The following is a 13874-nucleotide window of genomic DNA, read 5'->3' as shown; positions in this document are numbered from 1 at the left end:
TCTATTGGAGGGAGATAATAGGGCAAGGTTTAATTACATATCATCTTTTTCCTGCCCACAAAGGTATATATTCGTACTATAATCACCAAGATGAAAAGCGTAATTAGCAAAAAAGAATGCTCTGACCTCCCATTGCCTTAAGACATGGAGAAAGATTTATCTGGCTGATTTTCTGGTCAAATGCTGCCTAAGAAAAATAAAATTCTTGGGCAGTTATGGGAGGCATATTTGCCTAATATATTTTTTGTTACAGGGCAAGAAAAAGAGAAAAAGCAGCGCACAACAAAAAAAGGGGATTAGTGAAGGGGTTTTAGCCCCATAGTGTCTGCCTTTTTGAGCAGATAGTCGTAGGCCGCATCGTATTCGTTGGGGATCACTCCATCAAGTATCGCATTCTTAATCGCCTCTTTGAGTGTACCCACGGGGCGAGAGGGGGGGAGGCCAAACAGCTCCATGATCTCCTCTCCCGAGATCGGTGGCTGGAAGTTGCGTATCCGATCCTTCTCCTCTATTTCGTGGAGTTTACGACGAACCACTACATAGTTATCGAGGTAGCGGCGCACCTTTTGGGGATTCTTGCTCGTAATGTCCGCCTCCACGAGGAGCATAAGGTCGTCTATATCGTCTCCGGCCTCGAAGAGCAAGCGACGCACGGCGGAGTCCGTTACCCCCTCATCTACGAGTGCTGCAGGGCGCATATGTAGCTCTACCATCTTGGCAACATACTTCATAGAGGCATCGAGGGGCAACTTGAGTCGCCTGAACATCTTGGGCACCATTTTGGCTCCAATATAGTTGTGGTTGTGGAAAGTCCAGCCCAACGCCCGATCAAAACGCTTCGTTTGCGGCTTTGCCACATCGTGCAAAAGGGCTGCCCAACGGAGGTAGAGACTATCGCTCTTTGCGGCGAGGTTGTCTACCACCTTATAGGTGTGTGTAAGATTATCTTTATGCCCAATGCCATCTCGGGTCTCGGCACCTTTGAGGGCTAATACCTCGGGCAATATGAGTGCCATTAAGCCTGTCTTTTCCAATAGCTCCAGTCCTATAGAGGGTTTAGGCGAGAGCATTATTTTGTTTAGCTCTACGATGATGCGCTCGGCAGAGACAATCTTAATACGCTCGGCATTGCGCTCAATGGCCTCAAAAGTCTCTTCGTCAAGAAAGAAGCCCAATTGGCTTGCAAAGCGAATCCCCCGAAGCATTCTCAAGGGGTCGTCTGAGAAGGTTACATCGGGATCTAAGGGCGTACGCAATAGACAGTCTTCGAGGTCTTCTAGGCCGTAAAAAGGGTCTACCAGCTCGCCAAATCGCTCTTTGTTGAGGCACAAAGCCATGGCATTGATGGTAAAGTCTCTGCGCTCTTGATCCTCCTCCAACGTGCCATCTTCTACAATCGGTTTGCGGCTATCGCGTCGGTAACTCTCGCGCCTAGCTCCTACGAACTCTACCTCTATCCCCCCCTTTTTTACCTGGGCGGTGCCAAAATTGGCAAAGACGGAGAGGTGCGCTCCTCGCCCCCATTTCTTGGCAAAAGCACGCGCAAGGTCGATACCCCGCCCCACAGAAACCACATCAATATCTCCCGTGGTGCGGTGCAACAGAAGGTCTCGCACATAACCTCCCACCACATAAGCCTCCACACCGAGTTCATCGGCAGCTTCACTAATTAAGCGGAAAAGAGGCGTATCTATAGCAGAGCGAAGAGAGTAATCCGGGGTCATGTGAATTATAGTAGGGGCTATTATATGGAGGCTTTACGAGCCTTTTCGTTTTGGGTTAAGTAGGCTTGAGAGGTAATCGCATCGAGCCAGACGGCATTCTCTATATACCAGTGCACCGTTTGCTCCAGCCCTTCGTCGAAAGAGGTGGAGGGCGTCCAGCCTAATTCCGTATGCAGTTTGCTAGCATCAATAGCGTAGCGGAGGTCGTGCCCGGCACGGTCTTGTACATACGTAATGAGGGAGAGAGAATCCCCCTTGGGGCGTCCTAAAACCCGATCTACCGTCTCAATAAGTTTTTTGATTAGCTCTATATTGCTCCACTCGTTACTCCCTCCCACGTTGTAGGTTTCGCCGGAGCGTCCCTTGTGGAAGATGAGATCAATGGCACGAGCGTGGTCTTCTACATAGAGCCAATCGCGCACATTCAGCCCCTCGCCATAGACAGGGAGGGGGAGTTTTTGGCGGATATTGTTAATGAAAAGAGGGATCAGTTTTTCGGGGAATTGGTAGGGACCATAATTGTTGGAGCAGTTGCTAAGCACGACATCCAGTCCGTAGGTATCGTGATAGGCGCGAACGAAGTGATCGCTCGAAGCCTTTGAGGCTGAGTAAGGGCTGTGAGGAGCATAAGGCGTCTTCTCGGTGAAGAGACCGCCCTCTAGGGGGAGAGCTCCGTACACTTCGTCTGTAGAGACGTGATAAAAACGCCCTTGTATTGACTTCTCCTGCCACGTAGCGCGAGCCGTCTCTAGTAAAGAGAGAGTACCCAGCACGTTGGTTCGGGCAAAGAGAAGAGGGTCGGATATGGAACGATCAACATGACTCTCGGCCGCCAAATGCACTACGCCGTCAATGCCCTCTTGGGCAAAAAGTGACTGAAGCAAGGGTAAGTCCGTAATATCTCCCACCACAAAGCGCACTTGGGGTAGCTCTAGGAGGTCTTCGAGATTCGCTACATTACCTGCATACGTGAGGGCATCCAAGAGAATGATTCGGTACTCAGGATACTGCAGAACAAAGTGCCGTGCTACATGGGATCCAATGAAACCGGCTGCTCCCGTAATCAGTAAATTCATAGGAGTAAATGTCAAATGGAGGGGACGAGTAGGGAGAGAAGGTATTGGCCATAGGCATTCTTTGCCATCGGGGTGGCTACCTTGCTGAGGGTATCTGCCCCAATCCAACCCTGTTGGTAGGCGATTCCCTCGAGGCAAGCAATCTTGATGCCCTGCCTTTTCTCAATAACTTCTATAAAGGTAGAGGCCTCACTAAGGGAGTCGTGCGTGCCGGTATCGAGCCAGGCAAAGCCCTGTCCGAGTTGCTCTAAGTAGAGAGAACCTTGGGTCAAAAAAGCTTGATTCACGGAAGTGATTTCCAGCTCCCCTCGTGCGGAAGGGCGCACTGCTTGTGCAATATCCAAGACCTTATTGGGATAGAAATAAAGCCCTGTTACGGCATACGGACTGCGAGGCTGTTTGGGTTTTTCTTCGATAGATAAGACCTGACCATCGGCATCAATCTCTGCAACTCCGTAACGCTCGGGGTCACTAACCCGATAGCCAAAAATCGTCGCTTTCCCCTCTTGTTCTGCCCGGGCTACCGCCCTCGTAAGCATCTCAGGGAATCCGGCTCCATAAAAAATATTATCCCCCAAAATAAGGCAAACAGCGTCATCGCCTACGAACTCTCGTCCTATGATAAAGGCCTGTGCTAAGCCATCGGGGGAGGGCTGAGGGGCGTACTGCAAACGAATCCCCAAGTCGCTACCATCTCCCAAAAGACGCTCAAAAGCCGGAAGATCTTGCGGCGTGGAAATCAGAAGAATATCTCGAATCCCGGCCAGCATCAGTACACTGAGCGGATAGTAAACCATGGGTTTGTCAAAGATTGGGAGCAATTGTTTACTCACCCCCTTAGTGATCGGATAGAGACGCGTGCCCGAGCCTCCTGCTAATACTATACCCTTCATTTTGCTGATACTGACTAGAGAAAAGATACAACAACCGCAAGCCGCAGAGGAGCGACCCGCAGTTGTTGCCGTTAGTGATAAGGAAAAGTCAATTAGTGACCTCCCCCCGTAGAGAGGAACTTATTGCCCGTTTCGTCTACAATCTGCTTGTAGTAGCGTGTGTCGTAACCGGGGAATTCGGGCATAGCACTCAAGCCGTGACCATTATCTTTGAAGCTGCCGTTTTCTTCCTTCTTCATGTTACCATCCATGTACTTTACAAGTAGATATTCGCCGAGAGACTTCCAGCGAGCCGTAGCAGCATCTGCCACAGTGCAACTATAGTTGGTGAGGAAAGCTCGTGCCTTGGCGGGCGACTCCTTGAGGAGGGCAACAGCCTTAGCATCGATCTGTGCAAGGGCATTGTCGAAGCCATCTTCCAACTCATACTGAACGGGACGGATGTCTTGAATCATGGGAGCATAGCGTGCGTACGCCATATTAGCTACCCAGTTGTGGATCCAGAAAGCACTTGTCCAAGAGAAGTGCATCATGTCACCATTACCTACGCGATAGCACTCGGGAGTGCGTTGTATGGAGGCATACATAGGCGTAAATACGGCGGTATTGGCATCGTCTACACCGAACCAAAGGATACCACCTACTTCATCAGGGAGGTTGGGGCGGAGCTGAGCCACGAGTACAAAACCGGTTTGCTGCGTTGCGATAGCACGCTCATTGAAATAGGTTTTGCCATTATACTCCCACGACATAGGACGCCAGCGGTAGGGAACGCTATAAGGACCGGCACCGATATCTTGAGTCATATCCATCGGGGTGCCTTCGTAGTGGTCGCGCATCATATTGCGTACATCGGCCACCGAAAGTTTGCGGTTGGGGATGACGTAAAGAGGCATAGGCTCTTGGTTTACGTCGCCCATAGCAAGAGCTTCGTACTTCTTCATGCCATCGGCAAAGCGATTGAAAAAGCTCCATACACGAGCCTCGCAACCACGGAGACCATCGGACGTCCAGGGGTTGTATGCCTTCTGGAAGCTGAAGTCTTTGTCCTTACCCTTGAAGTAGCCTTTCTCCCGAGCCAGAGAAATTACATCCTTAGCATAGAGACAATTATTGGGGTCGTTGAACTTGATTTGTTGGATACGAGCCTGATTGGCATGGGCAGAAATGGCATTGTCAGGAATGCGCATTGCCACCCAAACAGCCCCCTTCTTACCGGGGCCCTTTCCGATTAACTCCATTACCCACGCCTCGTTTTTATCCGCAATACTGAAGCTTTCGCCCGAGCTGCGGTAGCCATACTCTTCGACGAGGCTGGTCATTACCTTAATGGCTTCGCATGCTGTTTTGGCACGTTGTAGGGTTACATAGATAAGGCTACCATAGTCCATCAAACCATCGGGGTTGACGAGTTCGGAGCGACCGCCCCATGTAGACTCGGTAATGGCGAGCTGATGCTCATTCATATTACCAATTACATTGTAGGTATGAGCCACCTGTGGGATAAACCCAATAGGGGTATTCGTATCCCACTCGATAATCTGACGCATAGAACCCTTTGCCCAATCGGCAGCAGGCCAATGGTAAAGCTCGCCGTAGAGAGTATGCGAGTCTGCGGCATAAGAGATCATTACAGAGCCATCTTTTGAGGCCCCTTTGCCAACGAGCAACCCAGTACAAGCGTCGGCTTGTGGGGCTAATAGCGTGGCAATTGCTGCGACGGTGAGGGTCGCAAAGAAAGTGCGAATCTTCATCTTACTAATGCTTTTGCTTGTTTTTGCTCCACAAATATACGACAAAAGCGAATGTATCCAGCCTATTGACTTCCATACATTCGCTTGATAAGGAGTCTATCCCCTCTAATTATTTCAGAAGCATATCACGATGGAGTACCTTGCCATCTTTGAGTATAACGCGTATTTCCAGCCGATCAAACTTCCCCTCCACATCACTACGATTGCAGGTAATAGTAAACTCATACCCCACATTAGGGAAGGGCATATAGTCATAGTTGGTTATACGATCCAATGGTAGGTCAAAAGGAGTCCACATCTCAGAATCAGCATTCTTGTAGCCTCTTCGGATAAAGGGCTCAATACTAAGACTCGATAAGGTTACAAGATGGGATAAGGATGCTTCACGTCCTCCATTACAACCCACTACTTCTATTTTTTGCACCCCGTACACACACGGAAGGGTCGGAGAGATGGCGTAAAATCCCGATCCATCCTCTCCATGCTCTTTGGCGATCTGATCTAGTAGCTCCTCATTTGTAGCCTTTGTTATAGTAGATTTTCTCAAACTATGGAACTGAAGATACCAAGTAAGCTTAGATTCATCCTCTCCAAATACCTTTTTCAAACTAATGCCTTCGGGAATACAGCACGTCTCAATCGCATATTTATGCCACTCTGCGTCCCTCTTCTCCTTAGCACATGCTCCCAGCAAGATCGTGAGCAAAAATATAAGTACACTAACCTTTTTCATTGCACTTCTTGGCTTTTATACGCATTTTTAATATCCCTTCGCCCGTGAATGTACGAATAAAATTTGAATTGAATACCTATATCGGAAGATGCAGACAGGGTGCAGATGCCAGTGTCAAATGCAATGGGATGACAAAAGTAGTTTTCCATTAGGCAATATTTGAATGATAGAATAACCTATCTTTCTCTCGGTCAGGCTAAGAGTGGTTTCTCGTTGATGAACTCCGATGATAAGGTCTATTCTTGTTTGAGAAGCCGATCAATTGTATACATTAGCTCTTTGATTAAGTAGTTGTTTTAACTTTTAAGTTCAATGACCGAGGGGCAACCCCATGGCGGTTTTTGTTTACCAAAGCATTGTATTTACAACTGAGAAATAGATTCTCCTCTCCGGAGAAATACCCCAAACAGATACGTATTGTGGATTAGAAGGAAGGTAAAGAGCGCAAATAGTTTGCCACAATGGAATAGATGGCAATCCCTGCACTCACACTCACATTAAGGGAGTGTTTGGTGCCATATTGAGGGATCTCAATGCAACGATCAACGCAAGCAATAACTTCGTCTGCTACACCGTGCACTTCGTTCCCAACCACCAAGGCAACTCGCTCGGGCGGAGTGAGCGGAGATTCTTCGGGACATAAACTATCCGTTGCCTGCTCTAGAGCCCAAATCTTATACCCTTTGCTACGGAGTCGCTCTACTGCCTCCAAAGTGGATTCGGCATGCTCCCACGCTACACTAAGTTCGGCACCAAGTGCCGTCTTGTGAATCATTGGGTTGGGAGGTAATCCCGTAATACCGCAAAGAATCAAACCCTCCAGACGAAAAGCATCTGCGGTGCGAAAGAGACTTCCTACATTGTTTAAGCTACGGACATTATCCAACACCAACGTAAGGGGCACCTTCTCTTCGCTGCGGAACTGCTCTACATCGAGCCGTTGCATCTCCTCTATCTTGAGTTTTCTCATATATTACACTATGCCAATGTGGGGGCGAAGGTACTCAAATTAGAGCTAAAGCACCGCCTCTTGCCCTGGTTATCGAGCATGGATACGAGGAGAAAAAGGGGGAATTGCTGGGAAGGTGTTTGGGAAAGTCGTTAGAAAGAGTTTGGATGGGTGCTTTGCAGATCCCCATCTAAGACGTTGATATGCCCCCGTTCATTGTACACCTTACCATCCGCTCCTCGGGCATAAATCACATAATAGTAGACGCCTCCCGAGACCGATTGACCTTGATAGGTGCCGTCCCATCCGCCATTAGGATCCGTCCAATGGTACAATTCGTTACCCCACTCGTTGTAGATACGTCCATCAAACTCCACAAGCGAGGTATGTACCACACGGAACACATCGTTGATCCCGGGGGAAGAAGTGGGACTAAAAGCATTGGGAACCTCTAGACGAGAAGTCTGCACCGAGGTGGTGACTTTGTCTGTGGAAGCACTGCAAACTCCGTTGCGAGAGGTCGCCGAAAGCTCGATCGTATAGGCACCGGCCTCCGTAAAAGTGTAGCTACAATCTGCTCCGGAATACTGGAATACTACAGACGAGTTTCCGGCATTCATTGCCTCCCCTCGCACGATACGCCACTGAAAGAGCGTTGCCACCGGAGCGTTGCCAATAGCATGCATCTCAATCTGTGCCGGAGCCGAAAGAGAGCGGGGTAGGGAGCCTTTTGGCAAAGAGTCAGCCTTAGAAGTAGAGCCAACTAAACGTAAGTTCCCGTGCACCTCCACTCGCTGCCCCAATAGCTTTTGGGTGTGAAGGGGTTCAAAATTGTATCCCAACTCTTCGGAAAAAGCATCGCCCAAGAGAGTGAATTCGGTATCCATAAGAGGGGCTAGTAGACGCAATACACCCTGCTGAGGCTGTAGCATTTGCACCCTTTTTTTCTCCGCAAAGATAGTATTAGAGGCATCGTACTCTTGATCTTGATACTGCACTTTGTACGTACGAGCGACAGGAGATAGAACGCCTTGAGGAGTGTAGCAAGAGAGGTCTGTAAATCCACCTTCTGTCCTTAGTACTACTCGCTCACAAGGGCTTTCGCTATCAACCTCGGCCACAAAAGGAGTTTTGGGAAAGGGTTGTTTTGCATAGTCAATAAGCCAATAGTAGGCATCAGGTAAGCCCTGCGAGGGTTGTACAAAATAACCACATCCTAAAGGGGGATTGACCAACTGCCACGCCGTACCATTGTATTGCGCTGTTGCAACCGGCTTAGCATCCCTCAGACTTTCGGTATAGGTCATGAGTTGCTCTCCGCTATTGGCCGTAAAGTAAAGAGTGGTGGCAGACGAGACCCCATTGAGCAGCAGCACTTTCATTCGCTGCCCCTCGGGTGCTTTTGCCTCCGTATAGCGAGCTCCTTCTACCCTAAGTTGCGACCAAAGATGGGGCGACAATCCAAACGAAAGGTAGATAAGAAGTAAAAAATAGTATCCCTTCTTCATGATAGAATAACGCCTGAGAGATACAAAATAGTATGGCTACAATAGGGAAAAGAGAAGATAAAGAAGCACTCCCTGCTCCCCTAGGAAAGGGGGAGGCAAGGAGTGCCGATACTCAAAATAAGGGAGAAAGATCTTCGATTAGTTCTCCTGCTTGATGGCAGTCATACCAATCTTGATTGCTTCCTCATTCATGGGAATGAGCTTATGATGGCGCTCGGGAAGAGACTTCTTGAGACCAGCCACCACGCTGTCAAGTTTTACCACGGGAACGATCTTGAGAAGACCGCCGAGGATAATCATGTTGAAAGCCTTGTCGTTACCCAACTTGAGAGCTTCTTCGGTAGCGTCTACCGAGTAGATGCGGATATCATCGCGCGTAGTCTTAGTATGGATACCATTGGGTTCATAGATAAGGATACCACCCTTCTTTACTCGGGGAGCAAACTTATCAAGCGAGGGTTGATTGAGCGCAATAACGATGTCGTATTGGTTCACAACCGGAGAGCTAACCTTCTCATCACTTACGATAACGGTAACGTTAGACGTACCACCGCGTTGCTCGGGACCATACGAAGGCATCCAGCTAACTTCCTTGTTCTCCATTAGCCCGGAATAGGCTAGGATCTTACCCAATGAGAGCACGCCTTGACCACCAAAGCCTGCAATTACTATTTCGTGTGTCATCTTACTTATCTCGTGGGATTATTGGTTATCTACATCTTTTAGGTCTCCCAACGTGTACTTAGGAGCCATATTTTCCATCATCCAGTCGTTAGCTTTAGCAGGCGACATCTTCCAACCCGTATTACAGGTAGCAACGATCTCTACTACAGAGCAACCCTTGCCGGCCATTGAGTTTTCGAAAGCCTTAATGAGTGCTTTCTTTGCTTTGCGTACAGCAGGCATAGTGTGTACCGTCTGACGAGTTACATAGCAAGTACCATCCAACTCAGCCAAGAGGTTAGACATAGAGATGGGGTAACCATTGCGCTTTACGTCACGACCATAGGGGCAGGTAGCCGTCTTCATACCTACGAGGGTAGAGGGAGACATCTGACCACCGGTCATACCATAAATACCGTTGTTGATAAAGATAATCACGATATTTTCACCACGGTTGGCGGCATGGATCGTCTCAGCCGTACCGATAGCAGAGAGGTCACCGTCACCTTGATAGGTGAAAACCAATTTGCTGGGATACAATCTCTTGATAGCTGTTGCAAGAGCAGGAGCACGACCGTGAGCAGCTTCTTGCCAGTCGATATCAATGTAGTTGTAGGCAAACACAGAGCAACCTACGGGAGCAATACCCACGCTTTCTTCTGCGAGCCCCATTTCGTCGATTACCTCAGCAACCAACTTGTGCACAACCCCGTGGCTACAACCTGGGCAGTAGTGCATCGTATTATCGTTGAGAAGACGAGGCTTCTCATACACCAAGTTCTCCGGCTTTACGATGTCTTCAAAAGAGAGAACCTTTTCGTCTGTCGTATTCATTGTAATATCTTGTTTATCGGTTTATATGTCTTAGCACATAGCTAGCAACACGCACTACCACCGCAGGGATCGCAGCCCAGAGGAAGGCTAGTCTATTCCCCTCATCGGTGCGGAAGAAAAGGAAGAGGGCGATCATCAGTACGACCAGGGCAAAGAATGCAATGTCGCAGATGGTGATCCATCGTTTGAGGTTCTTCTCTTTCATATTCTCGCTCGCTCTCCGGAGTAGTTTTTTTTGACTTGCTCTCTCTCTTTCTTACAGTGCCTTACCCCATTCTAGGGAGTGGATTGATACTATAAGGTATCTCTCTATTGCCGTTCCCTAAGAGAAAGGAGAGTGCTACATGCCAAGGAATCTCTCGTTACTCTCTTTACTTACGGTTAATGATACGTTCTTTGAGGGCATCAAGTACTTCGTCCGGAGAGAAGAGCATCCCTCCCATACGTCCATAGTGAGCTACAGGCACGCGACCTTCGGCTGCAAGGCGTACATCTTCTACCATCTGACCGGCATTGAGCTCTACAGAGAGGAAGCCCTTTACCTGCTTGCTGAGGCGAGCAATTTCGTCATAAGCAAAAGGCCAAAGAGTAATAGGACGGAGAAGACCGACCTTGATACCGCTCTCACGAGCAATCTGTACCACCTTTTGGCAAATACGAGCGGACGACCCGAAGGCTACGAGCACGTAGTCGGCATCATCTGTCATATATTCTTCGTAGCGAACTTCGTTCTTAGCGATTTCGGCATACTTAGCTTGGAAGCGTTCGTTGTTCTGTTCCATTACAGCAGAGTCGAGCTCTAGTGACGTAATGATGTGACGCTTACCACCTGTAGCACCGGTAGTAGCCCAGGGGCATTGCTCTTTGATTTCAGCATCGGTACGGCGAGGCTTGAAGTCGGGGAGCTCTACTTTTTCCATCATTTGCCCGATGATACCATCAGAAAGCATCATCACGGGGTTGCGGTACTTGAATGCAAGTTCGATACCTTGGTCTACAAAGTCTACCATTTCTTGTACCGAGTTGGGGGCGAGTACAATGAGGTGATAGTCGCCATGACCACCGCCCTTAGTTGCTTGGAAGTAGTCTGCTTGGCTGGGTTGGATGGTACCAAGCCCCGGACCCCCACGCATAACGTTTACAACAAGACAGGGAAGTTCTGCTCCGGCGAGGTAGCTAAGGCCCTCTGCCATAAGGCTAACACCAGGGCTAGAAGAAGAGGTCATCACCTTCTTACCGGCACCGGCACCGCCATAGACCATATTGATAGAAGAGACTTCACTCTCGGCCTGTAGCACCACCATACCGGTAACATCTTCAGGATTTTCTGCAGTGAGGGTCTCAAGTACTTCGGATTGAGGAGTAATAGGATAGCCAAAATAACCATCCATACCTGCACGAATAGCGGCATGAGCTAGTGCCTCATTGCCCTTCATCAGTTTAATTTCTGCTGCCATATCTCTTTGTAGTCCTTAGCTTATTTCTGAGTTACTTTATACACGGAGATGCAACCATCGGGGCATACCATACCGCAACTAGTGCAGCCAATGCAAGCCTCAGGATTGCTCATGTAACAATAGTGATATCCCTTGTCATTCATGTGATCGGGATGCAAGCTAATCGCCTGCGTAGGGCAAGCCACAACGCAGAGATTGCAACCTTTACAACGCTGTTGATTGACTACAACAGCTCCTCTAACTTTCGCCATTATTATCTATCTGTCTATTAGAATTATATGTTCTCTTTCTGTTCTTCCTTTACGTCCTTTCTTACGCATACGACTCTCACTCTGAGAGAGGGGGACAAGAAAGGGAGCTGATCCGCTAGCTGAGAAGCTATGCCGGGGAAGCCCTTTTTCATACATTCTCATCCGCTCTCCAAAGATACAACTAAAATCCGATACATACCTACTTAATGCGATAAAGAATGTTGCTAGATTGCCTCCTTCTAAATAGGGTAATAAGAATTTTCTGAGATTATTTAGTTCCTTATTGGAATAGATTGGTGTAATATAGTAAAAATACAGCAAAATAGAAATGTTGCTCAATTAAAATTTTTCCAGCGTCTTCTTGTGAGAAAATGCCATCTGCACTAAGCAATTCGAACTATTGAGTCGCTATTTATCGCTACTACTCCCCATTTTAAGAGGAGTTGGAGAGGAAAAAGCAAAAGGAGAATAGGTTGGGCTGAAAAAGATACCGCCCCCTTCGATGATTTTTTCCTGGCTAGAAAAGGGGTGCATTACTGCCTGAAAAATACGAGAAAATCAGGTGGAATAATTTTTGTTTTAGGCCTAGATCGGAAAATATTTAGGGCAAGGTTTTGAGCACTTTTCAGCCTAGTATTTCGCATGTGTCTTTCAGTGGTTAAAAAGATTGGAGAAGAGAACTAACAATCGTTCTGAGATTTTGGGGTTGCTCTCCTTGCCCTCGGGTTCTCGCCTCTACGACCAAAGGAGGTAAAGTGTCTACTTACGACTCTTCTTTACAAGCGAGAACAAACTGAGCCACTACAGGCAGATGATCGCTGACTCCTCCCATATAGAAATGGCCTCCATAGGTGCGCTTTGGAGAGAGTTCTCCATCGGCATCCTGTTGCATCCAGCGACGCATCATCACGGAGTGTGCACTTTCCCAAAGGTAGGTAATAGGATTATCCGGAAAAAGCATACTACCACTTACTACAATACGGTCTATTTGCTGCCATACCCCTCGATGTCGATAGCTCCCGGGGATGACTCCGGAGGGAATAAGAGAGGTGAGATCGTACATCAAATCAGCACGATAAGCCGTTCGCCTTGAGGCTAGGGGATGTGCCCAAACGTGCGTGATAGGGTCGCGAGGCGTAGTGTTGAAGTCTCCCATCACTAGGATGGAGGCTCCTGGTTCTTTATTCAATATGCTATCGCACTTGGCTTGCAATAGGGAGACTACATCTTGCCGCTTACGATCTGAGGCTCTCTTTCCCTCTCGTCTAGAGGGGAGGTGTACGACCATAACGTGCAGTGGCACGCCATTGAAAAGATGTCCATGTACGTGTAAAATGTTGCGAGAGAGCGTATGAGGGCTATGGGGGAATTTTACCTGAAACTCCTCTATCTTATCGGGGCGAAATAAATCTTTGATATAGAGTAGGGCGACGTCAATTCCTCGCTCATCCGGACTATGGGTGATGGCATATTCATACCCTCTTGCCCCGAGCGGAGTGCTGTGTAAGAGATCGTCCATGACCACTTCATTTTCCACCTCTACCAAACCGACCAATAGGGGCCATCCAACTCCTCCCACATCACTAATAACCTCGCTCACATTGCGCAGCTTGCGTAGATAACGCTCTCGAGTCCATTCGTTAGCTCCTTCGGGAAGATATTCATAATCATTCTTCCCCTCATCATGCATCGTATCAAAGAGGTTTTCTACGTTAAAGGTCATTACCTTAATCCGTTCTCCTCGTGCTTTTTTTATGGGTCTAGCCATCAGTAATAGTAAACAAAGCACACATACGCGAATCCGCCGTCGGTTCGTATGTATCATAGTCTTTTCCTCATCAAGAAACTTCCCTTTGCTGAAGAGAAGTATATAATAATAGTGTAAAGCTTTTCAGTACCTCCTCCTTTGACGGAGGAATGCAACTGAAAAAGAGAAGCCCTCCCCTTAGTTTTGCAACAAAGGGAGGGCTTGCAGATAGATGAGGGTAGATCTATCATTTTTTTGTTGAGAGGGAGGCAAAGGCTAACCTTT

13 protein-coding genes are annotated in these 13874 nt (G+C 48.1%); all 13 read right to left on the bottom strand.

All coding sequences use genetic code 11. From position 1 onward, the window contains the following. Nucleotides 1-296 precede the first annotated feature (296 nt). The 13 genes from ACTTHR_RS02655 to ACTTHR_RS02595 all read right to left on the bottom strand — a co-directional run bounded on the left by ACTTHR_RS02655 (nucleotide 297) and on the right by ACTTHR_RS02595 (nucleotide 13667). Nucleotides 297-1724: a CCA tRNA nucleotidyltransferase gene (locus ACTTHR_RS02655; protein ID WP_442605089.1), complete on the bottom strand. Its 1428-nt coding sequence runs from the start codon at nucleotides 1722-1724 to the stop codon at nucleotides 297-299. Between the two features lie 20 nt (nucleotides 1725-1744). Beyond that, nucleotides 1745-2800 (bottom strand): dTDP-glucose 4,6-dehydratase, encoded by a 1056-nt coding sequence (gene rfbB, locus ACTTHR_RS02650; protein ID WP_442605088.1) that lies wholly within the window; start codon nucleotides 2798-2800, stop codon nucleotides 1745-1747. Between the two features lie 11 nt (nucleotides 2801-2811). Then, nucleotides 2812-3693: a glucose-1-phosphate thymidylyltransferase RfbA gene (rfbA, locus tag ACTTHR_RS02645; RefSeq protein ID WP_442605087.1), complete on the bottom strand. Its 882-nt coding sequence runs from the start codon at nucleotides 3691-3693 to the stop codon at nucleotides 2812-2814. A 92-nt stretch (nucleotides 3694-3785) separates the two neighbouring features. Then, nucleotides 3786-5447: a dipeptidase gene (locus ACTTHR_RS02640; protein ID WP_442605086.1), complete on the bottom strand. Its 1662-nt coding sequence runs from the start codon at nucleotides 5445-5447 to the stop codon at nucleotides 3786-3788. A 109-nt stretch (nucleotides 5448-5556) separates the two neighbouring features. Beyond that, nucleotides 5557-6180: a hypothetical protein gene (locus ACTTHR_RS02635; RefSeq protein ID WP_442605085.1), complete on the bottom strand. Its 624-nt coding sequence runs from the start codon at nucleotides 6178-6180 to the stop codon at nucleotides 5557-5559. Nucleotides 6181-6604: 424 nt separating this feature from the next. Then, nucleotides 6605-7150 carry an RNA methyltransferase gene (locus ACTTHR_RS02630; protein WP_442605084.1) on the bottom strand — a complete coding sequence of 182 codons (546 nt, stop codon included), beginning with the start codon at nucleotides 7148-7150 and terminating at the stop codon, nucleotides 6605-6607. 131 nt (nucleotides 7151-7281) lie between these two features. Beyond that, a complete protein-coding gene (locus ACTTHR_RS02625) occupies nucleotides 7282-8637 on the bottom strand; it encodes a gliding motility-associated C-terminal domain-containing protein (protein ID WP_442605083.1) in 1356 nt (451 codons plus the stop codon). Nucleotides 8638-8775: 138 nt separating this feature from the next. After that, nucleotides 8776-9321 carry a 2-oxoacid:acceptor oxidoreductase family protein gene (locus tag ACTTHR_RS02620; RefSeq protein WP_004333203.1) on the bottom strand — a complete coding sequence of 182 codons (546 nt, stop codon included), beginning with the start codon at nucleotides 9319-9321 and terminating at the stop codon, nucleotides 8776-8778. A gap of 18 nt (nucleotides 9322-9339) precedes the next feature. Next, nucleotides 9340-10134 carry a thiamine pyrophosphate-dependent enzyme gene (locus ACTTHR_RS02615; RefSeq protein WP_004333347.1) on the bottom strand — a complete coding sequence of 265 codons (795 nt, stop codon included), beginning with the start codon at nucleotides 10132-10134 and terminating at the stop codon, nucleotides 9340-9342. 13 nt (nucleotides 10135-10147) lie between these two features. Beyond that, the gene (locus ACTTHR_RS02610; RefSeq protein WP_304285627.1) at nucleotides 10148-10339 is read right to left on the bottom strand and encodes a hypothetical protein; all 192 of its coding nucleotides are present in this window, start codon (nucleotides 10337-10339) and stop codon (nucleotides 10148-10150) included. Between the two features lie 166 nt (nucleotides 10340-10505). Continuing rightward, nucleotides 10506-11591, bottom strand: coding sequence for a 3-methyl-2-oxobutanoate dehydrogenase subunit VorB (locus ACTTHR_RS02605; RefSeq protein ID WP_304285628.1), 1086 nt, complete (start codon nucleotides 11589-11591; stop codon nucleotides 10506-10508). A 20-nt stretch (nucleotides 11592-11611) separates the two neighbouring features. Beyond that, complete coding sequence (locus tag ACTTHR_RS02600) at nucleotides 11612-11842, bottom strand: 4Fe-4S dicluster domain-containing protein (RefSeq protein WP_004333224.1); 231 nt, start codon at nucleotides 11840-11842, stop codon at nucleotides 11612-11614. 763 nt (nucleotides 11843-12605) lie between these two features. Further along, nucleotides 12606-13667 carry an endonuclease/exonuclease/phosphatase family protein gene (locus ACTTHR_RS02595; protein ID WP_442605082.1) on the bottom strand — a complete coding sequence of 354 codons (1062 nt, stop codon included), beginning with the start codon at nucleotides 13665-13667 and terminating at the stop codon, nucleotides 12606-12608. Nucleotides 13668-13874 lie beyond the last annotated feature (207 nt).

Origin of the sequence: Porphyromonas endodontalis, assembly GCF_052173515.1 — a bacterium.
Taxonomy (GTDB): Bacteria; Bacteroidota; Bacteroidia; order Bacteroidales; family Porphyromonadaceae; genus Porphyromonas; species Porphyromonas endodontalis_A.
Note: the sequence above shows the minus strand (reverse complement) of the source record. Positions and strands in the feature narration are given on the sequence as shown.